This window comes from Pseudomonas sp. O39, assembly GCF_045447295.1.
GTDB lineage: Bacteria > Pseudomonadota > Gammaproteobacteria > Pseudomonadales > Pseudomonadaceae > Aquipseudomonas > Aquipseudomonas antarctica_A.
This window is the reverse complement of record NZ_JBJGXV010000016.1, coordinates 22,606-44,426: the sequence shown is the minus strand read 5'-3', so window position 1 is coordinate 44,426 and position 21,821 is coordinate 22,606. Positions and strand designations below refer to the sequence as shown.

20 protein-coding genes are annotated in these 21,821 nt (G+C 61.3%); 10 read left to right on the top strand and 10 right to left on the bottom strand.

The window, feature by feature from the left end:
- Positions 1 to 13 precede the first annotated feature (13 nt).
- The 3 genes from ACI77D_RS19750 to ACI77D_RS19740 all read right to left on the bottom strand — a co-directional run bounded on the left by ACI77D_RS19750 (position 14) and on the right by ACI77D_RS19740 (position 4,100).
- Positions 14 to 1,648 carry an ABC transporter substrate-binding protein gene (locus ACI77D_RS19750; RefSeq protein ID WP_407017303.1) on the bottom strand — a complete coding sequence of 545 codons (1,635 nt, stop codon included), beginning with the start codon at positions 1,646 to 1,648 and terminating at the stop codon, positions 14 to 16.
- Positions 1,649 to 1,941: 293 nt separating this feature from the next.
- The gene (locus ACI77D_RS19745; RefSeq protein WP_064452220.1) at positions 1,942 to 3,168 is read right to left on the bottom strand and encodes a Xaa-Pro peptidase family protein; all 1,227 of its coding nucleotides are present in this window, start codon (positions 3,166 to 3,168) and stop codon (positions 1,942 to 1,944) included.
- 50 nt (positions 3,169 to 3,218) lie between these two features.
- Positions 3,219 to 4,100, bottom strand: coding sequence for a hypothetical protein (locus ACI77D_RS19740; RefSeq protein ID WP_064452221.1), 882 nt, complete (start codon positions 4,098 to 4,100; stop codon positions 3,219 to 3,221).
- A 105-nt stretch (positions 4,101 to 4,205) separates the two neighbouring features.
- Here ACI77D_RS19740 and ACI77D_RS19735 point away from each other — a divergent pair, with 105 nt between their 5' ends.
- Positions 4,206 to 5,120, top strand: coding sequence for a LysR family transcriptional regulator (locus tag ACI77D_RS19735; protein WP_064452222.1), 915 nt, complete (start codon positions 4,206 to 4,208; stop codon positions 5,118 to 5,120).
- On the opposite strand, the gene ACI77D_RS19730 is transcribed toward ACI77D_RS19735, so the two are convergent.
- Entirely contained in the window at positions 5,058 to 6,290 is a 1,233-nt protein-coding gene (locus ACI77D_RS19730) for an MFS transporter (protein WP_407017302.1), read from the bottom strand. The genes ACI77D_RS19735 and ACI77D_RS19730 overlap by 63 nt on opposite strands.
- A gap of 287 nt (positions 6,291 to 6,577) precedes the next feature.
- On the opposite strand from ACI77D_RS19730, the gene ACI77D_RS19725 reads away from it, so the two are divergent.
- The 5 genes from ACI77D_RS19725 (at position 6,578) to ACI77D_RS19705 (ending at position 13,348) form a co-directional block, all read left to right on the top strand.
- Positions 6,578 to 7,510, top strand: coding sequence for a LysR substrate-binding domain-containing protein (locus ACI77D_RS19725; protein WP_053256262.1), 933 nt, complete (start codon positions 6,578 to 6,580; stop codon positions 7,508 to 7,510).
- A 159-nt stretch (positions 7,511 to 7,669) separates the two neighbouring features.
- Positions 7,670 to 9,094, top strand: coding sequence for an aldehyde dehydrogenase (gene aldA, locus ACI77D_RS19720; RefSeq protein ID WP_407017301.1), 1,425 nt, complete (start codon positions 7,670 to 7,672; stop codon positions 9,092 to 9,094).
- Positions 9,095 to 9,170: 76 nt separating this feature from the next.
- Entirely contained in the window at positions 9,171 to 10,481 is a 1,311-nt protein-coding gene (locus ACI77D_RS19715) for a nitrate/nitrite transporter (protein WP_064452225.1), read from the top strand.
- A gap of 1 nt (position 10,482) precedes the next feature.
- Positions 10,483 to 11,700: a mandelate racemase/muconate lactonizing enzyme family protein gene (locus ACI77D_RS19710; protein WP_128590874.1), complete on the top strand. Its 1,218-nt coding sequence runs from the start codon at positions 10,483 to 10,485 to the stop codon at positions 11,698 to 11,700.
- Positions 11,701 to 11,737: 37 nt separating this feature from the next.
- On the top strand, positions 11,738 to 13,348 hold the full coding sequence (locus ACI77D_RS19705; protein WP_407017300.1) for a GMC family oxidoreductase: 1,611 nt from the start codon (positions 11,738 to 11,740) through the stop codon (positions 13,346 to 13,348).
- Positions 13,349 to 13,370: 22 nt separating this feature from the next.
- Here the strand turns inward: ACI77D_RS19705 and ACI77D_RS19700 are convergent, their stop codons facing one another.
- The gene (locus tag ACI77D_RS19700) at positions 13,371 to 14,774 is read right to left on the bottom strand and encodes a sodium:solute symporter family protein (RefSeq protein ID WP_064452228.1); all 1,404 of its coding nucleotides are present in this window, start codon (positions 14,772 to 14,774) and stop codon (positions 13,371 to 13,373) included.
- Positions 14,775 to 14,879: 105 nt separating this feature from the next.
- Positions 14,880 to 15,983 carry a DSD1 family PLP-dependent enzyme gene (locus ACI77D_RS19695; RefSeq protein WP_407017299.1) on the bottom strand — a complete coding sequence of 368 codons (1,104 nt, stop codon included), beginning with the start codon at positions 15,981 to 15,983 and terminating at the stop codon, positions 14,880 to 14,882.
- A 70-nt stretch (positions 15,984 to 16,053) separates the two neighbouring features.
- On the opposite strand from ACI77D_RS19695, the gene ACI77D_RS19690 reads away from it, so the two are divergent.
- Positions 16,054 to 16,680: a transcriptional regulator gene (locus tag ACI77D_RS19690; RefSeq protein ID WP_064452230.1), complete on the top strand. Its 627-nt coding sequence runs from the start codon at positions 16,054 to 16,056 to the stop codon at positions 16,678 to 16,680.
- On the opposite strand, the gene ACI77D_RS19685 is transcribed toward ACI77D_RS19690, so the two are convergent.
- Together ACI77D_RS19685 and ACI77D_RS19680 are read right to left on the bottom strand one after the other, a co-directional pair.
- Positions 16,668 to 17,048 (bottom strand): RidA family protein, encoded by a 381-nt coding sequence (locus ACI77D_RS19685; protein ID WP_407017298.1) that lies wholly within the window; start codon positions 17,046 to 17,048, stop codon positions 16,668 to 16,670. The genes ACI77D_RS19690 and ACI77D_RS19685 overlap by 13 nt on opposite strands.
- The gene (locus ACI77D_RS19680; protein ID WP_407017297.1) at positions 17,045 to 18,010 is read right to left on the bottom strand and encodes a threo-3-hydroxy-L-aspartate ammonia-lyase; all 966 of its coding nucleotides are present in this window, start codon (positions 18,008 to 18,010) and stop codon (positions 17,045 to 17,047) included. Before ACI77D_RS19680 ends, ACI77D_RS19685 begins: the two co-directional genes overlap by 4 nt.
- A 120-nt stretch (positions 18,011 to 18,130) precedes the next feature.
- On the opposite strand from ACI77D_RS19680, the gene ACI77D_RS19675 reads away from it, so the two are divergent.
- The 3 genes from ACI77D_RS19675 to ACI77D_RS19665 all read left to right on the top strand — a co-directional run bounded on the left by ACI77D_RS19675 (position 18,131) and on the right by ACI77D_RS19665 (position 20,279).
- The gene (locus tag ACI77D_RS19675) at positions 18,131 to 18,748 is read left to right on the top strand and encodes an LpxA family transferase (RefSeq protein WP_407017296.1); all 618 of its coding nucleotides are present in this window, start codon (positions 18,131 to 18,133) and stop codon (positions 18,746 to 18,748) included.
- 92 nt (positions 18,749 to 18,840) lie between these two features.
- Positions 18,841 to 19,359 carry a sigma-70 family RNA polymerase sigma factor gene (locus ACI77D_RS19670; RefSeq protein WP_053256254.1) on the top strand — a complete coding sequence of 173 codons (519 nt, stop codon included), beginning with the start codon at positions 18,841 to 18,843 and terminating at the stop codon, positions 19,357 to 19,359.
- Entirely contained in the window at positions 19,356 to 20,279 is a 924-nt protein-coding gene (locus ACI77D_RS19665; protein WP_407017295.1) for a FecR domain-containing protein, read from the top strand. Before ACI77D_RS19670 ends, ACI77D_RS19665 begins: the two co-directional genes overlap by 4 nt.
- Here the strand turns inward: ACI77D_RS19665 and ACI77D_RS19660 are convergent.
- Both ACI77D_RS19660 and ACI77D_RS19655 read right to left on the bottom strand, forming a co-directional pair.
- On the bottom strand, positions 20,276 to 20,992 hold the full coding sequence (locus tag ACI77D_RS19660) for an ABC transporter ATP-binding protein (protein ID WP_262667825.1): 717 nt from the start codon (positions 20,990 to 20,992) through the stop codon (positions 20,276 to 20,278). The two genes, ACI77D_RS19665 and ACI77D_RS19660, sit on opposite strands and share 4 nt — an antisense overlap.
- Positions 20,989 to 21,816 (bottom strand): ABC transporter permease, encoded by an 828-nt coding sequence (locus ACI77D_RS19655; protein ID WP_064452237.1) that lies wholly within the window; start codon positions 21,814 to 21,816, stop codon positions 20,989 to 20,991. The genes ACI77D_RS19660 and ACI77D_RS19655 overlap by 4 nt, the downstream gene beginning before the upstream one ends.
- Between the last annotated feature and the right edge of the window lie 5 nt (positions 21,817 to 21,821).

Below are 21,821 nucleotides of genomic sequence, written 5' to 3'. Positions count from 1 at the left end.
TTTGCGCCTTAACTCAGGCGCTTAGCCACACGCTGCCCATGGGGTAGAAGTCGGAAGGGTGCACCTGGAAGCCCTGGACCTTTTTGCTCACGGCCGTGAACTTGTCGCCCCAGAACGGCTGCACGATCACGCAGGCGTCCTGCAGGATCTGCTCGACGCTTTGCATGGCCACGGCGCGTTGCTTGGGGTCGATGATGCCCATGGCTTTGTCCAGTGCGGCATCGAAGGCCGGGTCGCTGTAGTGGCTTTCATTCCAGGCGCCGCCGCCGCGGTAGGCCAACTCCAGGGACATCACCCCCAACGGGCGATGGGCCCAGTACGTGAGGCTGAACGCCGCCTTGTCCCAGATCGGCCAGTATTGGGCGGCCGGCACCACTTTGAGGTTGATGCGAATTCCGGCTTCCAGGCAATTTTGTTGCAGGATCTGCGCACAGTCCTGTTCGTAGCGGCCCTGGGTGTTGCCGACGATCAGGTCGATGTCGATGCCATTCGGGAAGCCGGCTTCGGCCAGCAATTTCTTGGCCGTCGCCACGTCGCGGTTGCGCTTGGGCAGTGGGAAGTATTCGGGATGGGAAGGCGCCACATGGTGGTCTTCGCCCAGGGTGCCCATGCCGCGATAGGCGATCTTCAGCATCTGCGCGTTATCGGCGCACAGCACCACGGCCTTGCGGATGCGCAGGTCGGTGAATGGCTTTTGATCGCAGGCCATGCGCATCACCACGGTTTGCGCGGATTTGCAGGTGAGCAATTGCGCGCCGGGCAGGCGTTTGGCGAGGTCCAGCTCGGCCACGGTCACGCGGTACAGCACGTCCACTTGGCCGGCTTGCAAGGCGGCGAGGTGGGTGGACACGTCGGTGCCCATGTCGATGTAGCGCAGCTCGTCGAGGTTGGCGGGCTTGCCCCAGTAATCGGCGCGTTTGGCGAACGTCGCCTGTTTGTTCACCGCGAATGCGACCAGCTTGAACGGCCCGGTGGCCAGCGGGTTTTTCGCCCAGTCATCACCGGCTTTGAAGCTGCGGTGCACGATGGCGCAGGTGAATGCGTTGAGCATCTCCGGGATCGCCAGCATCGGCCGCTTGAGCTGCAGGCGGAACTGGTAGTCGCTGACTTTTTCGAAGGCCTTGATGTCCTGGAAGGCGGTGCGGTTGACCGACTTGGAGTCAGCGGCAATCCAGCGCTCGATGTTGTGCTGCACGTCGTCGACGTTGAAGCTGTCGCCGTTGCTCCACTTCACGTCCTGGCGCAGGTTGAAGGTCCAGGTGGTGAGGTCGTCGGAGGGGCTCCAGCTTTCGGCGAGGTAGGGGTGAGTGATGTTATCGGCGTCGACCCAGGTCAGGTATTCCAGCGAGTTGCGCAGCAGGTTCGAGGCTTCGATCCAGGTGATCAGCATCGGGTCCTGGATTTCCTGAATCGCACAGGCAAAGCGCAGGCTGCCGCCTTGGCGGGTGGGCGTGCCGTCGGCGGCCTGGGCGTCGTTGCCGAGCAAGGCCGAGCCGATAAAGCTACTGGCGTTGGCCACGGTGATGCCCAGCAGGGCGGCGGTGCGCAGGAATTGGCGGCGGTTGATCTCGCCACGTTGGACTTGGGCACACAGGTCATTTACGGCTGGATGCGGCGCGGCGCCGTCCAGGGTAGTCAACTCTTTCATAAGCCTCTCCGGTACTTGCGAATATGCGTTTTTGTTGAACCGCAAGGGTCAGTGGCACGCGCCGCCAAGGCGCAGCACGGACCGCTGTGAAACCGGCAGAAGAACAAGGCGCAACGAAGTCAGGAGGCGGGCAATGGGACAGGACATAGGGCAGCTCTCATGTTGTTTTTATTAGAGATGCCCGCAGTTTTGTCATTTGCGCAAAGATCGACAAACGACAAATTCTGCGATGTAACGTTCTATAAATGCATGTTACAGGTCCTGCCCAGGCCCGCCTGTCGCGCTAGACGCGTTCAGCGTGGCAACAGGCGCGGGTCGAACGGGTAATCGGAGAGCAACTCGATGCCGTGTTCGTGGATATAGATCTGTTCTTCAAGCTTCACGCCTTCGCCGCCGTCGTCGTGGCCGATGTAGCTTTCCACACAGATGGTCATGCCGGCCTCGAACACGCCGTCGTAACCCAGCGCGTCAATGTCTTCGCGGTGCACCACGTAAGGGTATTCACCGGTCATGCCAACCCCGTGCACCAGGGCGAAGTAGCGGTTGTTTTTGTAATGCTCGGGAATCTTCCAGGCCATCTCGGCGTATTCCTTGAAGCTGCGCCCGGCCTTGAGCATTTCGACGTTGGTTTGCACTTGCTCATAGGCGAGTTTGTACAGCTCTTGCTGCTTGGCGGTGGCGGCCTGGTCGCCGCACAGGAAGGTGCGCGAAAAGTCCGCGTAGTAGCCGAAGCGGCCGACCACGTCGGTATCCAGGGCGACCAGATCACCGGCTTCGATCGGCCGCGTGCTGCATTCCTGGAACCAGGGGTTGGTGCGTGGCCCGGAGGAGAGCAGGCGGGTCTCGACGTAGTCGCCGTCGGTGGCGATCACATGCTGGTGCAGGTGCGACCACAGCTGGTTCTCGGTGATGCCGGGCGTCAGTTTGCTTTCCATCAACCGCACCCCGGCCTCGGTAGCACGCAGGCTGGCGCGGATCATCTTCAGCTCGTTGGGCACCTTGATGCAGCGCGCACGCTCCAGCGGTTCCTGGGCGTCAAACACCTGGTAGCCGAGCTTTTGCAATTCGAAGGCCGCCGCCGACGTGGCGCTTTCAATCGCGATGCGTTTTCCGCCACCGCACTTGCGCACCAACTCGTCAATCTCGGCGGCCCAGTCGGCAGTGACGTTGCCGAGAAAACTTTCACAGAAGTAATAAGAGATCGCCTTGGCCGGGCGCACTTCATCCACGGTATTGAGGGTTTCGGCCAAGTGCAGGCAGCCGCCGAACTCGAAGATCACCACCGGGCCTTCCGCCGGGATAAAAGCATAGCGCGCCGGGTTACGCGCCGAGTACACCTGCATATTGCGTGAGCCGGTGGCATAACGCATGTGGGTAGGATCGAACAGCACACAGGCGGCGTAGTCACGTTTTTTCAGTTCGTTGCGCACCCGTTGCAGACGGTCCAGTTGGATCTGCTGGATTTCGTCATAGGTGGGTTCACAGTCGGCGGGGTTGCGGTTCGGGCCGGACAGACTCATGGGGTGTTCCTCGCAGGGCAAATACGGTTTTTAAGTTTTTTGGGGGCGAATCAGTCGAGCAACTGGTCGCTGCGCACCAGGTTGCGTTCGGCTTGCAGGTGGGCTTCGGACAGGCGTCCGTAAAGCTGTTTGGTGCGTTGCGCGCGGCCGATAATTCCGGGCTTTTCCGAGTAGGCGAAGATCGCCGTATTGCGCTCGGTGGCGCCTTCGACGCGGGTGACCCGGTGTACGGAGAAACGGCCCTTGAAGATCTGCAGGTCACCGGGGTTGAGCGCCAGGTCCTTGACCCGCGAACGGTCCTCGCCGCGTACTACTTTGCCGACGGCACCGAGGTTTTCCTGGCTGCGCGAGCGGATCATCGGCGCGTATTCGAACAGGCCGCCGGCCTCGGGCTTCTGGGTCATCATGCTGACGATGAATTCGTTGGTGTCGAAGTGCCAAGGCTGCTCGGTGCCTTCGGGCATCACGTTGATGACCAGCCCGGCGAAGGGGTCGGCGTATTCGAAAATCTCCGGTTCGTCGAGGCAGGCGCCGATAAAGCGTTTCATCATTGGCGAGACATACAGCCGGTGGATGATTGCGTCGGGGGCGATCATGTCGCGGGTCACAAAGCCGCTGGTGCGCTCCATGAACGTGCGGCGCGGGTCATCCTGGGGCAGGCTGGCGTCGTCCTCGGTGAAGTAGGCGTTGACCTTGCGCACCGAATAAAACGTTTTGCCCGACAGTGCCTGGCCTTCCAGGCGCGCCTGTTCCAGCACTTCGGGGCGCAGGAAGTTCTTTAGCAGGCAGCAACCGTCCTCGGCCAATTCGGCGCGGGCATGTTCAATTAATGCCTGTAATTGAACATGGCCCGAATCATGTATGGGGTACAGCGCGGTATTAATGATGTCGCTGATATCACCGGTTTCGGCATCGGCAAGTTTAAGACTCATACACGGCTCCTGAAGTAGGCTGTTGTGTTGAGTGGATAGTTGCGTAAAGCGATTTGAAGTGGAAATTACAAGTTGTGATCGAATCCATCGGCAGGGGCGATAGTGATGTCAGGCGAACTGGATGGCAGCTTACTTAAAGTGTTTGTGGCAATTATCGAGTGCCAGGGCTTTTCGGCCGCGGCCGAGCGCCTGCATAAAACCCAGTCCACCGTCAGCCAGAGCTTGCAGCGGCTGGAGGAGATTGTTGGCACGCCGCTGATCCATCGCACCAGCCGCTCCATCGGCCTCACCCCGAGTGGGGAGACCTTTCTGATTTACGCCCGGCAAATCCTCAAGCTGCACCACGAGGCGGTGGCTGCGGCGCAATTGCCCAATGAGCAGGTGTGTATCCACCTGGGCATGCCGGAGGACTACGCCGAATATTGCCTGGGCGGCATGCTCAAGGACTTCCAGGCGCAGTTTGCCCAAGTGCGCCCGGACATCTGCTGCGAGATGTCCACCGCGCTGGTCAGCCGGTTGCACCGCGGCGAGTTGGACCTGGTGTTGGGCGTCGAACATGCCGGCCTGCAGCCCGGTGAATACCTGTGCGACGAGCCGCTGGTGTGGGTGGCGGCGCCGAGCTGGAGTGCCGTGGGGCGCCAGTCGGTGCCGCTGGCCGTGTACGCCGAGGGCTGTGCGTTCCGTGCCAATGCCGTGCAGGCGCTGGCCCAGGCCGGGCGTTCATGGCAGGTGGTGTACACCAGTCAGAGCCCACGCGGAATCGCGATTGCGATTGAGCAGGGTCTGTCGGTTGGGGTGATGGCGCGGCGCCTGGTGCCGGCTGGCTGGCAGATTCTGGATGAGCGCCAAGGCTTCCCGCCGATTGCGCCGGCCCGCCTGATGTTCTGGCGCACAGCCGGTTGCCAGGTGCCGGAAGTGGAGGCGCTGGTAGAGATTTTGCAGCGCCAGTTGGGGCGTTCAGGGTACCTGGACAGGCCGCGCAGCGTCAGTCGCTCGCCGAGCCATGCGTTTGAGCAATAACAGGCCAGCGAGCACCCAGCCGACGATCCACGCATGCACCCCGGCAAATTCGCCGCTGGCCTGCAACAGCCAGCCGCACAACCCATTGGCCGAGGCGCTGGCCAAGCCATAGCTGACCATGCTCAGGCTCACCACTTGCAGGCTGTGCACCGGGTTGAGACGTGCGCTGAGGTAGGCCGCCATCAAGCCCCACGAGGGGAAATAAAATACTGCAAACAACCCGGCGGCCAGCCAGCTCAACAACAGGCTGGGATGCCACAGCAGGCCAATCATCGCGAGGCCGAAAGCGCCGATGCTCAGCGCCAGCACCCGCAACGCACCCCAGCGATCCGCCAGCGTGCCCAACAGCAGGCCGCCGATTACGCCGCCGATGCCGATCAGCGTCCACATTGAGCCGGTCACTGCTGCGCCGGCGTGCAGGCGATCGCTGACAAATGCCGACAAAAAATTAAGAAACGGCCCACTGATTGCGCCGATAAACCCGCTGAGCAAGACAATCTGCATTGCCACAGGGTGTTCCAGGCACACGTTCAGCCACTGCTTCAGCACTTGATTGAACGCGGGCGGCCGGCTGGCGCGTGGCGCTTGTTCGGCGTAGGGAGCCAGGGCCCACAGCGTCAGCAGCGTGACCAGCAGCGTCAAGCCTGCGCAGATCAGCCAGAACTGGCGTAACGACAACCCCTGTAGCCAGGTGATCAGCAACCCGTTCAGGCAAATCGCAAAGGCCGCCCCCGAAGACGCCAGCCCCAGCACGCGACTGCGGTGGCTGGCCGGGATGACCTCGCGGGCGAGTGCCGCAATCGCGTTCCAGTTCGACACCGCACACGCCGACACCAGCGCCAGGCACAGGGCAAAGGGCAGCACCCAGGGTGTGGCGACCGCCAGGGCCAGCAACACCGGGCTCAGCACCATGGTCAGGCGCACCATGGTGCGCGGGGTCACCCACGCCGCGGCAATGCCGCTGGCAATGGATGCCCCCATATAAAACAGCTGCAGCAAGGCGGCAATCAGCGCCGCCTGGCTGTAGCTGAGTTCAAATACCTGGCGAATCTGCGGCAATAAAGCGGAATACAGAAAAATACTGAAACCGTGGGTGGTGGCGTTGCAGGCGGTGAAGACCAGTGCCAACAGCGCAATACTTCGCCGCGATGAAACAGACGTACTCGACATGGCGCGGCCCTGATTTAAATGATGAGTCAGGCAAGTGGGTTAGTTGTTGCAGAGACTAACTTTTGTGGTGAGTGGGCGACCAATGCTTAATTGTCTTAGTGTGCATGCGTCCTACGCGTGCTATTTATTCGTCAACGACGTATTCAGGTTAAAAACGACGCTGCTGGCATTAGCCGAGTTTTTCTTCGGCCGCAGAGGGTGCTACCCCAGGTTCAATACAAAAAGGTATGTTGTGTGCAGCATTGCTCTGCTCAATCTTCCTTGTCCGCTGCTGTCGAGTGCCCTCCATGAAACGCAAAATGCCTGGTCTCAATGCCCTCAAAGCCTTCGAAGTTGCCGGCAGCACCGGCAGTTTTACCCGGGCTGCCGAGCTGTTGAACGTGACCCAAAGTGCGGTCAGTCGCCAGGTCCGCCAGCTTGAGGAACAACTGGGGGAGCACTTGCTGGAACGGCGTCACCACCATTTGGAGCTGACCAGTGCCGGGCGTGTGTTGTTGCGGGCGTTGCATCAGTCTTTTGACAAGATCGAACTGACGGTGCGCAGCATTCAGCAGAAAACCCATTCCAACCGACTGCACCTCCACGCGCCGCCGACCTTTACCAGCCGCTGGTTGATGCCGCGCCTCGGAAGGCTGCGCGAGCAACACCCGGAGTTGGAGTTGAGCATCACCACCTGCATGCAGGACACCCTGGCGCAGACCAGCACCCTCGACTGTGCGATTCGTTTTGGCAATGGTGAGTGGGATGGGCTGGACAGCTCGCTGTTGTTCCAGGAGCGGCATATCGCCGTGTGCACACCGTCGTTGTTCGCCCGCGAAGGTGGCGGGGACGGTATCGACTTGAATCGGATGACGTTGCTGCATGTGTTGGCGAGTGAAGATCAGCGTTATCTCACATGGAAGCATTGGCTGGATGCGGCGCGGATTACCGGAGTGGATACCCAGGGCGGTTATGAGTTTGATTTGCTCAACCTGGCGATACAGGCGGCGGTCGATGGGTTGGGGATTACCATTGCGGACTGGCATATGGTTGCGTCGGAGTTGGCCAGTGGGCAGTTGACGCAGGTGTTGAATGTCCATGTGGAAGGGCATCAGTCCTACTGGCTGGTGACCCGGCCGGAGCAGACGGATATGCCGCAGTTGCAGGTGTTTGGGCGCTGGCTGCAGGAGGAAATCTGGTTGGCGCAGCGGCAGTTGGAGCCTTCTACGGCGGCAGGGTGAGTTTGAGCACCTATCCGTTACCGCAGTAACGGATAGGTACTCGAACACCCGTAACCTTCATTTTCCTCACGTTACCCCACCCAATAAGTCGTTTGCACACCCCCCAAGCAAATACAAAACTGCATGTCACTCGCAAAACAACAACGTTGGGCAAACCACATGCAATTCGAGCGCAATTTCTATAACGGTCAGTTCGTCGAGCCCGCCAGCGACGCCCTGATCGCCGTTTACAACCCTGCCAATGAATCCCTGGTCGGCCACGTCAGCGCCGCCACCGCCGATGAGGCCATTGCCGCCGTCGACGCCGCCGCCATCGCCCAAAAAACCTGGGGCAAGCTCACCAGCATCGAACGCGCCGAACACTTGCGTGCCTTTGCCGACGCCCTGGACGGCCACGCCGAAGCCATCGGCACGGCCCTGGCCCGCGAGTCCGGCAAGAGCGTCAGCGATGCCAGCAACGAAGCGCGCTACGCCGCGCAAATTACCCGTTACCACGCCGAATGGGCGCGCCGTATCGAAGGCGAAATCATCCCCAGCGACACGCCGGATGAAAACCTGTTCCTGCAACGCGAGCCGATTGGCGTCGTGGCCTGCCTGATCCCGTTCAACTACCCGGTCTACACCTTGCTGCGCAAGGTCGCCCCGGCGCTGATCGCCGGTAATACCGTGGTGGTGCGCCCCAGCAATAACACGCCGTTGTCCGCGTTTGAGATCGCCAAGGCCGTGGTCACCGCCGGGATTCCGGCCGGCGTCATCAACATCCTGACCATGGACCATGCCACCGCTGCCAGTGTCTGCACGCATAAAGCGGTCGGCCTGATTACCCTTACCGGCAGCGTGAATGCCGGGCGTATCGTGCTTGATTACTGCAAGGCCAATATCGCCAAGCCGTCCCTGGAACTGGGCGGCAAGACTCCGGCGATCATCGAGGCCGATGCCGACCTGGAAAAGGCTGCCAGCGCCATCATCGGCTCCAAGACTACCCACTGCGGCCAACTGTGCACGGCGGTAGAGCGGGTGTATGTGCACGAAAGCGTCTACGACCGCTTCCTGGCCTTGCTGAAAACCAGGATCAGCGCCGTAAAGTTCGGCGACCGGGCCAACGATGAAAGCTTGATGGGCCCGCTGGTCAACGCCAGTTCACAAAAGAATATCCATGCCATGGTCGAGCGCGCCGTGGCTGCGGGTGCTGTACTGGAAACAGGCGGTGTGCTGCCCGAGGGCCCCGGCCATTTCTACCCGCCGACCTTGCTCAGCGGCTGCCGCCAGGACATGGAAATCATCCAGGAAGAAATTTTCGGCCCCGTGCTGCCGGTGCTCAAGTACCGCGACATTGACGAAGCACTGGCCATGGCCAACGACCACCAGTTCGGCCTGTCGTCGGTGCTCTACACCGAGAACTACCGCACGGCGATGAAAGTGGCGAACGCCATTGAAGCCGGCGAGTTGTACGTCAATCGCACCCCGGCGGACCCGTATCAGGGCTTTCACGCCGGTTGGAAACGCTCAGGGCTGGGCGGCGATGACGGCAAGCACGGAATGCTGGAATTCACCCAGACCCGTCTGGTGGTCATGAAGTACTGATTCACGCATACCGGCTGCACCTTCAATAAAAACAATTATGAGGGCACCTGCACAGTGGGTGCCCGAGGTCATCAAGATGTCCAAGCCTGCACCCGTTGCCCAGGGTCTCGATGCCGTGTCCGCGGCAAAAAGCGACACCGCCAGTCGCTATTTCCAATTGCTCTTGCTGGTATTGGCCGCCGGGGCGATTTACCCGATCCTCTACCTGCGCCAGGTCTACCAGACCACCATGCTCGACGTGTTCCAGATCAACCACAGTGAACTGGGCTACTTGTACTCCATGCTCGGCACCGTCTTTTTGCTCAGCTACCTGCCCAGCGGTTGGCTGGCCGACCGTTTGCCGCCGCGCTTTTTGATCTTTTTCTCGCTGGTCGCCACCGGCGCCCTGGGCCTGTGGTATTCGACGGTGCCGTCGATGACCGGCCTGATGATTATCTTCGGTTGCTGGGGGCTCACCACCGGCCTGACCTTCTGGGCCTCGGTGCTCAAGCGCGTAAAGATGATCGCCCACCCTACCGAGCAGGGGCGTTTCTTCGGGATACTCGATGGCGGTCGCGGCCTGGTTGAAGCGTTATTGGCGACTGTGGCCCTGGGCCTGTTCGCCTATGCCACTGAAACCCGCAGCCAGTCGGCGGCCGAAGGTTTCAAACAGGTGGTCTACCTGTATTCGTTCATCTGCATCGCCATCGGCTGCGGGCTGGTGTTGCTCAAGGACCCCAAGTCCATGGCCGAAACGTCGGCGGTGGAGAAGGGTAAGTTCAACCTGATTGCCGACCTCACGACCCTGGTGAAGATCCCCGAACTGTGGCTGGTGACCGCCATCGTGTTCTGCGGTTATCACATGTTCTGGGCCACCTATAGCTTCTCCGATTACCTGCAAGGCAGCGGCATGACCGCCGTCATGGCCGGCACCATCACCACCATCAAACTGTGGATGCGCCCCATCGGCGGCATTGGCGGCGGTTGGTTGGGGGACAAGTTCTCGAATATCTCGGTGCTGATCGTCGCGCTGGTGCTGGTGACCCTGGCCATGGTCGGGCTGATTGTGTTCCCGGCGCTCAATAGCCTCGGGCTGCTGATCGGCACGGTGATCTTCATCGGCCTGATGACGTATGCGATTCGCGGCCTGTACTGGGCGATCCTCGACAGTTGCGACATCCCGCTGCGCATCACTGGCCTGGCCATCGGCATTGTCTCGGTAGTGGGTTACCTGCCGGACACCTTTATCCCGCTGATCAATGGCTACCTGACCGACACCTACCCAGGCAAGGCCGGTTACAACCTGTACTTCGGCTACATCGCTTTTGTCGGCGTGCTCGGGACCCTTGCGGCCCTGACCCTGCGCGCTCGAATCAACCGTAAAAAATTCAACCAGACAGGTGCCTGAGATGAAAATCGTCGCCCTTGAAACCCATATCGTCGCCGTTCCACCGCCGCACATTGGTGGTATGTACTGGCTGTTCGTCAAACTCAAGACCGACTGCGGCATCGAAGGTGTCGGTGAGATCTACGCCGCCACCTTTGGCCCCAAGGCCATGCTGCCGATCATCGAGGATGTGTTTGAGCGCTACCTGCTCAACCACGACCCGCACCATATCGAGCGCTTTTTCCGCCAGGCCTATTCCAGCGGTTTCACCCAACGCCCGGACTTGACCATGATGGGTGTGGTCAGCGGCCTGGAAATGGCCTGCTGGGACATCATCGGCAAGGCGGCCAACAAACCGGTCTACGAATTGCTCGGCGGCAAGGTCAACGAGCGCCTGCGTTCCTACACCTACCTGTACCCGGTCAACAGCCAGGGCGAGTATGACTACGACGACCCGGACCTGGCGGCCGAGTGCGCCATCGAGAACATGAACAAGGGCTTCACCGCGGTGAAATTCGACCCGGCGGGGCCGTACACCGCGTACTCCGGCCACCAGATTTCCCTGGAGGTGCTGGAACGCTGCGAGACCTTCTGCCGCAAGATCCGCGAGGCGGTAGGCGACAAGTGCGACCTGCTGTTCGGCACCCACGGGCAGATGGTGCCATCGTCGGCGATCCGCCTGGCCAAGCGCCTGGAGAAATACGACCCGCTCTGGTTCGAAGAGCCGGTACCGCCTGGCCAGGAAGAGGCCATGGCCCAAGTGGCGGCCAAGACCAGTATCCCGATCGCCACGGGCGAACGGCTGACCACCAAGTATGAATTCTTCAAGCTGCTACAAGCTGGCGGCGCGTCGATCCTGCAGATGAACGTGGCGCGCTGCGGCGGGCTGCTGGAGGCGAAGAAAATCGCGAGCATGGCCGAGGCCTACTACGCGCAGATCGCGCCCCATCTGTACAACGGGCCGATTGGCGCGGCGGCGAGTTTCCAGCTGGCCACGTGCACGCCGAACTTCCTGATCCAGGAAAGCATCATGACCTGGGGCGGTTTCCATGCCGAAATCCTGACCAAGCCACTGCAATGGGAGGACGGCTACATCATTCCGTCCACTGAGCCGGGCCTGGGGGTGGAGCTGAACATGGACGTGGTGCGCAAGCACACGCCCTATACCGGCGAGCGCCTGCACCTGCAAATGGCTGCCACACCGGCTGACGTCAAAGACACCTCGCCGGCCAAAGGCTGAGCCAGGCACTTCACTACGAATAACGCGGTAATTGTGCATGACATATGACTACATCATCGCCGGCGCCGGCGCCGCAGGGTGCGTACTGGCCAACCGGTTGTCCGCCTCGGGCGAATACTCCGTGTTGCTGCTGGAAGCCGGCGGCAAAGACAGTTCCTGGTGGTTCAAGATCCCGGTCGGTTTCGCCAAGATGTATTACAACCCGACCTTCAACTGGATGTACTACAGCCAGCCGCAAAAGCAGCTGGCAGGCCGTGAAATCTACGCGCCACGGGGCAAAGTGCAGGGTGGCTCGGGCTCGATCAATGCGATGATCTATGTGCGCGGCCAGGCCCATGACTTCAATGACTGGGCCGCCAGCGGCAACGATGGCTGGGGCTTTGCAGACGTGCTGCCGTACTTTCGCAAGCTGGAAAACCACCCGTTGGGCGACACCGAGTACCACGGCGGCAGTGGCCCCATCAGCATCACGCCGATGAAGGGCCAGACCCACCCGATCTGTGACGTGTTTCTCAAGGGCTGCGAGCAACTCGGCTACGCCCATAGCGACGACTTCAACGGCCCGAATTTCGAAGGCGCCGGGCTGTATGACGTCAACACCCGCAAGGGCGAGCGCTGCTCCAGCAGCTTTGCCCATTTGCACCCGGCCCTCAGTCGCTCGAACCTGACCGTGGAATTGCATGCGCTGGTTGATCGCGTGCTGTTCGACGACCAGCAACGCGCCACCGGCATTGCTGTCACCCAGCACGGCGTGGTCCGTACCTTCACCGCGCGCAAGGAAGTGATCCTGTGCGCCGGTGCGGTGGACACGCCCAAGATCCTGCAGCTGTCGGGTGTGGCTGACCAACAACTGCTGGCCGAGCATGCAATCCCGCTGGTCAAGCACCTGCCGGCCGTGGGCGATAACCTGCAAGACCACCTGTGCGCCAGCTACTACTACAAGGCCAATATCCCGACGCTGAACGATGAGCTCAGCTCGCTGTTCGGCCAGTTGAAACTCGGCCTCAAGTACCTGTTTACGCGCAAAGGTGCGCTGGCCATGAGCGTCAACCAGGCGGGTGGTTTCTTTCGCGGCAACGACGCGCAGAAAGACCCGAACCTGCAGCTGTATTTCAACCCGCTGTCGTACCAGATTCCAAAAAACAACAAGGCCAGCCTCAAGCCCGAGCCTTACTCCGGCTTCCTGCTGTGCTTCAACCCGTGCCGCCCGACCAGCCGTGGCACCATCCGCATCGCCTCGAAAAACCCGCGGGACGCGGCGCTGATCGACCCCAACTACCTGAGCACCCAAAAGGACATCGACGAGGTGATCCAGGGCAGCCGGTTGATGCGCAAGATCATGCAGGCACCGGCGCTCAAGGGCATCACCGTGGCCGAAGTATTACCGGGCGCGGCGGTGCAGACCGATGAGCAGATGCTGCAATACTTCCGTGAAAACAGCGGCTCGATCTACCACCTGTGCGGCTCCTGCGCCATGGGCTCGGACCCGCAGGTCTCGGTGGTGGACAAACGCTTGAAGGTGCATGGGCTGGACGGATTGCGGATTGTCGATGCGTCGATCTTTCCGAATGTGACGTCGGGCAATACCCATGCGGCGGTGTTGATGGTGGCAGAGAAGGGCGCCGACCTGATTTTGCAGGACGCTTGATCGTGCCAGCGGCCACAAGGGTTTACTGCGCCTGGGAAACCGGGTGCAGCGAGGGGGTGTTGCGTCGGGTGATATGGCTGATCCCCATAATCACCAACGGCGTAAACAGCGCCACATACGCGTTATCAATCCCCCAAGGGTTACCCGCCAGAAACCAGCCTACCGTCGCCAGGAGTGACGCAATAATGCTCAGGAATGCGCCGGTCGCGGTGCCGAAGCGTGGCGCGTAGAACACCAGCAATACCAGGACCGCCAACGACGCTCGCAGGGCTTTGCCGAGAAAAGCGATCATCAGCACTTTGTCCGAGGTGAGTGCCAACGCAATGGGCAGCAGGCCCACCGCAATAGTCGCCAGACGCACGAAGCGCAGGTTCTTGGCGTCACTTTTTTCCGGGTTGAACCACGGCTCGTAGAAGTCCCGCAGCAGCAACGTGGCCGAGCCCATGCTCACCGCCGATATCGTGCCGAACAGCGAGCCGGCCAGGCCCGCAACGACTAATCCGGCGGTCAATTGATCCATGCTCGCGATTAGGCTGGGAAAGGCTTGCAGCGAATCCACCTGAGGAAACAACACGGCGCTGCACATGCCGATCAATGCCGCGCCGATGCCAAACGGCACCATCAACACCGCCACGTAGAAGCACGCACGCTGGGCCTTGCCCGCATGGCTGACGGTGTTCACTGCCTGGATCACGTACTGGGTGGAGAAGATCGAACCGATCCCGGCGATCATCCACGCAATGATCTGGCCCCAGCCGACGGTGGTCCAGTTGAACATGCTCGCGGGCAATTGCGCCTGTAACTGGCCGATGCCGCCGACTTGCTTGAGACCGAACCACAACGCCAGGCCGACACCCAGGTACTTCAACGCTGCGTGCACAAAGTTGGTGTAGATCACCGAGCGCATGCCGCCGATGCTTACATACATCACTGACACTACGCCGACAATGACGATGGCCAGTGTGCGGTCCACTTGCATCACGCTGGCCAACACCGCTCCGCCGCTGGCGTAGATGGACACCGCGACGATCTCCAGCGCGAAAATGGTAATGATGGAGGTCGCGAAGCGCGTGCGCTGGCCGTAGTTGCGCGAGAGCACGCCGGAGATGGTGTTGTCGCCCAGCTCCTTATATTTGCGCGCCAACAGCCAGGCGAACAGCACAAAGCCCAGGGCGAGGGCGAACAGGTTCCACGCAGCCGAGAGGCCGACTTTGAACCCGGTCTGCGCGGTGCCGATGCTGACTGCCGTGCCGATGAATTCAGAGAGCATCAGGAAGCCAATCAGGAATGCGGGGAAGTGCCCACCGCCGGTGGTGTAGTTGGTGGCGCTGCGCGAATGCCGACGTACCCCGTAGCTGATCAGCGCAAGGCTAACCATGTACAGGCCGGTGATGGACAGGACAATCCAGGAGGAATGGGTCTGCATCTTTATACTCTTTAGGTATTTTTATAGTTGGTGCTAGTTTCCTCCCTCGTTTTTGTTTGCGTCTAATATCAAGTGAGTATGGTTTGATACTCGCTGGGTATTTATCTACCAGCCGCGCAACCGCTCCCAGACGTGCACTTCACCGTTATCCAGAATCGCGTGGTAGCGACCAAACTGCGCCCCTGTGGCACACGCATGGTTGGGCAGGATGCGCAGGCGGGTGCCGAGCGGGAACTGTGCGACGACGTCCATGCCGCTGTCTTCGAACCGCGCCACACCATGTTCCTGATTGGCACTGCTCACCAACAAGCCTGCGATGGGCTCACCGTGTTCATCACACACCTGGCCATAGCCGAAATCGCGTTTCTGCGATTGGGTGCCGCGATCCCGGCTCATGGCCATCCAGCCGGCGTCGGTGATGATCCAGCCTTTTTCCGCTTGATGGCCGATCACCGTAGTCAGCACGCTCAAGGCCAGTTCCTCGGCGCGGCACACGCCGATGTTGTGCATCACCAGGTCGAAAAACGCATACACCCCGGCGCGCAGTTCGGTAACGCCGTCCAGGTTCATTGCCGACAATGCGGTCGGTGTGGAACCGACGCTGACCTGCACGCAGGGCAAGCCCGCCGCTCGAATCCGCTCGGCCGCTTCAACACAGCGCGCACGTTCCTGCTCGGCAATGGCCTGCAAGGCCTCGGGCGTATCCAGCCCGTAGCTTTCACCGGCGTGAGTCAGCACGCCGGCGAGTGTGTGGCCGAGCAGGTGCGCGACTTCCAGCAGTAAGGGCTCCTGCGGCTTGACCCCGGAGCGGTGGCCGTCGCAGTCGATCTCGATCATGACGGCAAAGGCTTCACCGTGCTCTCGGCCGAAATCAACAATCGCCCGGGCACCGGCGAGGCTGTCGGTGATCAGCGTCAGCGCACAACCCTGACGACGCAGTGCCAGCGCTTGAGGCAGTTTGTGTGGCGCCATCGCCACTGCATAGAGAATGTCGTGGATGCCCAGTTCGAAGAAATACTCGGCTTCTTTCAGCGTTGAAACGGTGATGCCGTGAGCACCGGCGGCGATCTGTGCGGCCACCACTTCGGCGCATTTGTGGGTTTTGACGTGGGGGCGCAAGTGCACGCCCAGGCTGTCGGCGCGCTGTTGCATGCGCTGGATATTGCGCTGCATTTTCAGCGTATCAATCAATGCGGCAGGGGTGTCCATGGTTCAAGCTCCACAATGAGGGACAGCGGCCAAATTGACGCCCTGTCCAGGACTGGATATGTTGTCTTGCATGAAAAAGACCTCTCCCGAAGACACCACCCTGATCAGCCAGCTCGAACAGATTGCCGAAGGCTTGAGCAAGACTTTCAGCCCATTCTGCGAGGTGGTGCTGCATGACTTGCGTGACCCGCAGCACGCGATCCTGGCGATCCATAACAACCTCTCCGGGCGTCAGCCGGGTGACCCGGCCACCGAGCTTGGGCTGGCGCGAATTGCCGACCCTGAGTACCCCCAGGTCATTGCCAATTACCAGAACCAGTTCGCCGATGGCCGCCAGGTCAAGAGCACCTCGATTGGTATCAAGGACGCCAGCGGCAAGTACGTCGCCGCCTTGTGCATGAACGTGGATCTTTCGTTGTTCCGGGGCTTGCAGGGCATGCTGGAACAGTTTGGCTCGGTCAGTGGTGACAAGCCTGGCGAGTCCCTCGACCCCTCGGGTGCCGATGTAATTCGCGCACGTATCGACCAGTTCGCCGCACGCCTGGCAACCACGCCGCGTGCACTCAAGGCGGCGGACCGGCGGGTGCTGCTGCAAGAGCTCAAAGACGCCGGCTGCATGGATATTCGTCGGGCCATGGAGACTGTGGCCTCGCACTTGGGCGTGTCACGCGCAGCGGTCTACACCTACGCCAAGTAGCGCGCCACGGCTTCAATCTCCACCAGGTAACCGTGATGCAATTCGGGCACCGGGACCACCGCGCGGGCAGGGCGGTGATCGCCCAGCGCGGCGGCGTAAACGCGGTCGAACGCCGGCCAGTGCCCGACCCCGGCAACGTACACCGTGACCTTCACCAAATCCTGCGGCGAACCGCCGGCGGCGTTCAGGATGGCCAACAGATTATGCAGTGCGATTTGGGCCTGTTCGGCAAACGGCGCCGACAGGTTGTGACGCCCGTCCGGGCTGACCGGCAATTGCCCGGAGATATACAGCGTGTCGCCGTGGCTGATGGCCTGGGAATAATGCCCGGCAGATGCCGAGGCCTTCGACGTGTGGATGATCTTCATGGCGCCTCGCTGAGCAGGGCGGCGTAGCGCTGGATGTCCACGTTGCCGCCGGTGACGATGATGCCCACGCGCTGGCCTTTGAACCGCTCGCCCAGTTGGCGTAATGCCGCCAGGCCCAGGCAGCCGGTCGGTTCAACCACCAGTTTCATGCGCTGCATGAAGAAGCGCATGGCGTCTACCAACTGCGCGTCGGAAACCGTAAGGATGTCATTCACCAGGTCACGGATGATCGGGAAGGTGTAGTTGCCCAAGTGTTGGGTTTGCGCGCCGTCGGCGATGGTCGCCGGGGTGTCGATATGCACGATGCTGCCGCTGTGGAATGAGCGCTGGCCATCGTTACCGGCTTGGGGTTCGACGCCAAACAGTTGGCAATCCGGCGACAGGGCGCGAGTCGATAACGCGGTGCCGGAGAGCATGCCACCCCCGCCCAGGCCGACGAACAGGGCGTCCAGCGGGCCGCTGAATTCCAGCAACTCTTTGGCGGCGGTGCCTTGGCCGGCGAGGATGTGCGGGTGATCGTAAGGCGGGATCAGCGTCATGCCGTGTTCAACGGCCAGGGTGCGGCCGATTTGTTCGCGGTCCTCGGTGAAACGGTCGTACAGCACCACGCTGGCGCCATATTCCCGCGTCGCTGCAACCTTGGCGGCAGGCGCGTCGGTGGGCATCACGATAGTCGCCGGCATGCCCAGCAAACGAGCGGCCAGCGCAATGCCCTGGGCGTGGTTGCCGGAAGAAAACGCCACCACGCCCGCCTTGCGCTGCTGAGTGTCAAACTGCGACAGGGCATTGAACGCGCCGCGAAACTTGAACGAGCCGGTGCGTTGCAGGTTTTCACATTTGATGAACACCTGGGCGCCGGTTTCGGCGTCGAGGGTGCGCGAAGTAAAGACCGGCGTCTGATGGGCGATGCCTTCCAGGCGTTGGGCGGCAGCGATGACGTCTTGATAGTCAGGCAATTGCATGAGCGGACCTCGTGTGCATTTGTGGATAAAATATCTATATCAAGACAAATAGTAAAGTTCCGTTTATCACGCCCGACATGCTAGCGTTTCGAGCTTCTTTGACCGCTGGAGGGTTCGACGTTGATCCGACTCACCGACTACATCGCCCACGTTTCCCAATCCCCGTTGGCGCCTTGGGCTGACCTGATGCCTTGGGCTTTGGTGGCCCAGGCACCGGCAATTGTTCGCCAGTTACTGGCGCAATTGCCGGCAGACGCTTACGTCATTCAGGATGAAATCGCCATCCACCGTACCGCCACCGTCGAGTCCGGCGCCTTGCTCAAGGGGCCACTGATCATCGGCGCGCATTGCTTTATCGCCAGTGGTTCTCTGCTGCGCGCCGGGTGCTGGGTGGATGCGCAATGCATCATCGGCCCGGGTGCGGAGTTGAAAAGCTCGTTTGTGTTCAGTGGCAGCAAGCTGGCGCATTTCAACTTTGTCGGCGATTCGGTGCTGGGCCATGGGGTCAATCTGGAGGCCGGCAGCATCGTCGCCAACTACCGCAATGAGCGCGAGGACAAGGAAGTGCAGGTGCGGATCAACGGGCAATTGCAGCGCACCGGGTGCGATAAATTCGGCGCGTTGCTCGGCGATCAGTGCCGAATCGGCGCCAATGCGGTGTTGGCGCCGGGGGCGGTGTTGGCACCTGCCAGCGTGGTCGGGCGCGGTCAGGTATTTGATGCAGAGGCTTGCGTATAAACGCAATGTTGAAAAGAACATGGTGTGTCGGCACGATATTAAATAGAATTAATCTCATTTGAGATTAACTCGCGCCGCGCAGGTTGCTCGCCATGACTGATGCTGTTGCCCCGACCCACGCTGCCGAACTCACGTTGTCGAGTTTGTACCGCGACCACCGCAGTTGGCTGGAAAGCTGGTTGCGGCGGCGCCTGGGCAATGCCTGGGATGCAGCGGACCTGAGCCAGGACACCTTTTTGCGCGTGCTCGCCAGTGCACAGCCAATTGCGCAGATGCAGGAACCGCGTGCCTATCTGGTGACCGTCGGCAAGCGCCTGCTGGTCAACTTTCATCAGCGGCGCAGCCTTGAGCAGGCGTACTTGAATGCGTTGGCAAACCTGCCGCACGCCTGCGTGCCGTCACCCGAACAACGCTGGCTGATGCTCGAAACCCTGCAAGCACTGGATGAGTTGCTTGACGGTTTACCGGTGCTGGTGCGCCGCGCGTTTCTGTGGAGCCAGCTGGAAGGCCTGGGTTATCGAGAGATTGCCGAACGGCTCGACGTTTGCGAGCGCACGGTGAAGCGTTACATGGCCCAAGCCTACGAACATTGCCTGCTGGTGGACCTGTGAATCGCGATGTCGCGCGCGCCGCCGCCCAATGGCTGGCATTGCTGGAGTCCGGCGCCGCCACCGAGCGTGACCATGCGGCCTTGCAGCAATGGCGCGACAGCCATCCCCAACACGAACAGACTTGGCAGAAAGCCCAATCCCTGCGCCAGCGTTTCAGTGACTTGCCACACGCATTGGCGATGGCCAGCCTCGACCGTCCGCAATTGGCGCGGCGAGCGATCCTCAAGCGTGCCTTGGGTGTGGCGGCGCTGGTGCCCACCGCCTGGTTGATCAGCCGCCAGTTGCCGATCGAGGCGTGGCGTGCCGATCTGCACACCGCCACCGGCGAGCGCAAACGCCTGCCCTTGATCGATGGCAGCAGCAGCCTGCAACTCAATACCGCCACAGCGGTCGATGTCGACCGCGCGCATCGGCGCATCACGCTGGTGGAAGGGGAATTGGCGCTGAGTGTGCCGGGCTCGGCTTTGATCGCAGTGAACACCCGCTACGGCGAGGTTCAGGTCAGCCAGGCCGAGGTGTGTGTGCGGCAGTTGTCGACCGGCTGCCGGGTGTCGGTGCTCAAGGGCGCGGTGCAGGTGCGCGATGTGACCGGGCAACTGGCGACTTTGAGCAACGGTCAGCAAGCGTTATTAAAGCCCCAGGGGCTTAGGGAGCGGGTGCCGTTCGATGCGCAGCAACTGGACTGGCGCGATGGCGTCTTGACCGCGCAAAACCAGGCGCTAGGGGATTTTTTGCGCGAGCTGGAGCGTTATCGCCCAGGTGTGCTGCGCTGGGACCCGAGCCTGGAAACCCTGCGGGTCACCGGCAGCTTTCGCCTGGATGACACCGACCGCATCCTCAGCCTGCTGGCCCAGACACTGGGGTTTGAGGTGCGGGCGCGGACGCGGTATTGGGTGACACTCAGTCGCACATTGGCCTAAATCACATGGGCCCGCTGCAACTCGGTCAAGGACAGCGCCTTGAGCTGCGCCAGCAGCGGGTCACGCCGGTCTCGCGGGTGAGGCAGGTCCACCGCCAGTGTCTGACGAATGCTGCTTGGCCGGTTGTCCATCACCAGCACCCGGTCACTCAGGTACAGCGCCTCGTCCACATCGTGGGTCACCAGCAGCAGGGCAATGGCATGGTGCTCGGCCAGTTGCAGCAGCAAGTCCTGCAGTTTCATGCGGGTGAAAGCGTCCACCGCGCTGAAGGGCTCATCGAGCAATAGCACCTGCGGGCGTGAATACAGGCCGCGCGCGATGGCCACCCGTTGCGCCATGCCGCCGGACAAGGCCTTGGGCAGCGCCTGGGCGAAGCCCGCGAGGCCGACTTCTTCGATCAACTGCGTGACCCAGGCCTTGTCATAGTGGCTGTCATCGCTGAAACCGATGTTTTGCTCCACCGTCAGCCAAGGCATCAGCCGGGGCTCCTGGAATACAAAAGCGACCTCGCCTGCGGGGCTGCGCAGTTCACCCTGGAAGTCCTTTTCCAGGCCGGCGACGATGCGCAACAACGTGCTTTTGCCGCATCCGCTGGGGCCCAGCAGGCTCACGGCTTCGCGCGGTTGCAACGCCAGGTGTACATTTTTCAGCACTGTGGTGCTGGCAAAGTTTTTACGCGCGACGTGAATCTCTAATAACGGTTGCATGCTCATTGCTCCGCGCCTTGGCCATTGAAGGTGTCACGCCAGGCCAGGCAGCGTTTCTCCAGTGCCGCGAGCACGCCATCGCTGACCTTGCCCAACAGCGCCAGCACGATGATTGCCGCCAGCACGATGTCCGGCCGCGAGGTTTCCCGACCATCACTGAGCAAGTAGCCCAGTCCCTTGGTGGCCGCGATCAGTTCGGCGGCCACCAGAAACATCCAGGCCAGGCTCAGGCCGCTGCGCAGCCCGGTAAACAGGCCGGGCAGGGCGGCGGGCAAGAGAATCCGGCGCACCAGGCGTGGCCTGCTGAAACCGTACATTTGCCCGACTTCCACCAGCTTGCGGTCAATATCACGAATCGCCGCGACGCCATTGAGGTACACCGGGAAGAACGCGCCAATCGCGATCAGCACGATCTTCGAGGTTTCATCAATGCCCAGCCACAGCAGCAACAGCGGCACCCAGGCCAGGCTCGGAATCGAGCGCAACCCGGCAAACGTTGGCTCCAGGTAGGCTTCGGCTTCACGGCTCAAGCCCACCCAGGCGGCGAAGATCAAGGCCAGGCTCGCGCCAATGGTGAAGCCTGCCAGCACCCGCAACAGGCTGGCGCTGATGTGTTTCCACAACGCGCCCTCGGCCAGGTCGGTGAGCGTCACCGCAATCTCGCTGGGGGCCGGCATCTGGTAGGACGGCAGCCAGCCGATACGCACGACCACCTCCAGCACCAGCAGGATCAGCACCGGCAACAGCAGCCCCTTGAGCCGCCGAGGCCAGGCGCTGCGGTTGATGGCGACCGGCGCGGGAAGGGCCGTTGTTTGGATTCTGCTGGTCATCACGC

Excerpts from the sequence above, each read along its gene's own strand:
- ACI77D_RS19730 (WP_407017302.1), bottom strand. The coding sequence starts at position 6,290 with ATGTCGAGTACGTCTGTTTCATCGCGGCGAAGTATTGCGCTGTTGGCA.
- ACI77D_RS19655 (WP_064452237.1), bottom strand. The coding sequence starts at position 21,816 with ATGACCAGCAGAATCCAAACAACGGCCCTTCCCGCGCCGGTCGCCATC.
- ACI77D_RS19715 (WP_064452225.1), top strand. The coding sequence starts at position 9,171 with ATGTCCAAGCCTGCACCCGTTGCCCAGGGTCTCGATGCCGTGTCCGCG.
- ACI77D_RS19680 (WP_407017297.1), bottom strand. The coding sequence starts at position 18,010 with ATGCAATTGCCTGACTATCAAGACGTCATCGCTGCCGCCCAACGCCTG.
- ACI77D_RS19750 (WP_407017303.1), bottom strand. The coding sequence starts at position 1,648 with ATGAAAGAGTTGACTACCCTGGACGGCGCCGCGCCGCATCCAGCCGTA.
- ACI77D_RS19705 (WP_407017300.1), top strand. The coding sequence starts at position 11,738 with ATGACATATGACTACATCATCGCCGGCGCCGGCGCCGCAGGGTGCGTA.
- ACI77D_RS19740 (WP_064452221.1), bottom strand. The coding sequence starts at position 4,100 with ATGAGTCTTAAACTTGCCGATGCCGAAACCGGTGATATCAGCGACATC.
- ACI77D_RS19710 (WP_128590874.1), top strand. The coding sequence starts at position 10,483 with ATGAAAATCGTCGCCCTTGAAACCCATATCGTCGCCGTTCCACCGCCG.
- ACI77D_RS19685 (WP_407017298.1), bottom strand. The coding sequence starts at position 17,048 with ATGAAGATCATCCACACGTCGAAGGCCTCGGCATCTGCCGGGCATTAT.
- ACI77D_RS19735 (WP_064452222.1), top strand. The coding sequence starts at position 4,206 with ATGTCAGGCGAACTGGATGGCAGCTTACTTAAAGTGTTTGTGGCAATT.
- ACI77D_RS19700 (WP_064452228.1), bottom strand. The coding sequence starts at position 14,774 with ATGCAGACCCATTCCTCCTGGATTGTCCTGTCCATCACCGGCCTGTAC.
- ACI77D_RS19660 (WP_262667825.1), bottom strand. The coding sequence starts at position 20,992 with ATGAGCATGCAACCGTTATTAGAGATTCACGTCGCGCGTAAAAACTTT.
- aldA (WP_407017301.1), top strand. The coding sequence starts at position 7,670 with ATGCAATTCGAGCGCAATTTCTATAACGGTCAGTTCGTCGAGCCCGCC.
- ACI77D_RS19745 (WP_064452220.1), bottom strand. The coding sequence starts at position 3,168 with ATGAGTCTGTCCGGCCCGAACCGCAACCCCGCCGACTGTGAACCCACC.
- ACI77D_RS19670 (WP_053256254.1), top strand. The coding sequence starts at position 18,841 with ATGACTGATGCTGTTGCCCCGACCCACGCTGCCGAACTCACGTTGTCG.
- ACI77D_RS19695 (WP_407017299.1), bottom strand. The coding sequence starts at position 15,983 with ATGGACACCCCTGCCGCATTGATTGATACGCTGAAAATGCAGCGCAAT.
- ACI77D_RS19690 (WP_064452230.1), top strand. The coding sequence starts at position 16,054 with ATGAAAAAGACCTCTCCCGAAGACACCACCCTGATCAGCCAGCTCGAA.
- ACI77D_RS19725 (WP_053256262.1), top strand. The coding sequence starts at position 6,578 with ATGAAACGCAAAATGCCTGGTCTCAATGCCCTCAAAGCCTTCGAAGTT.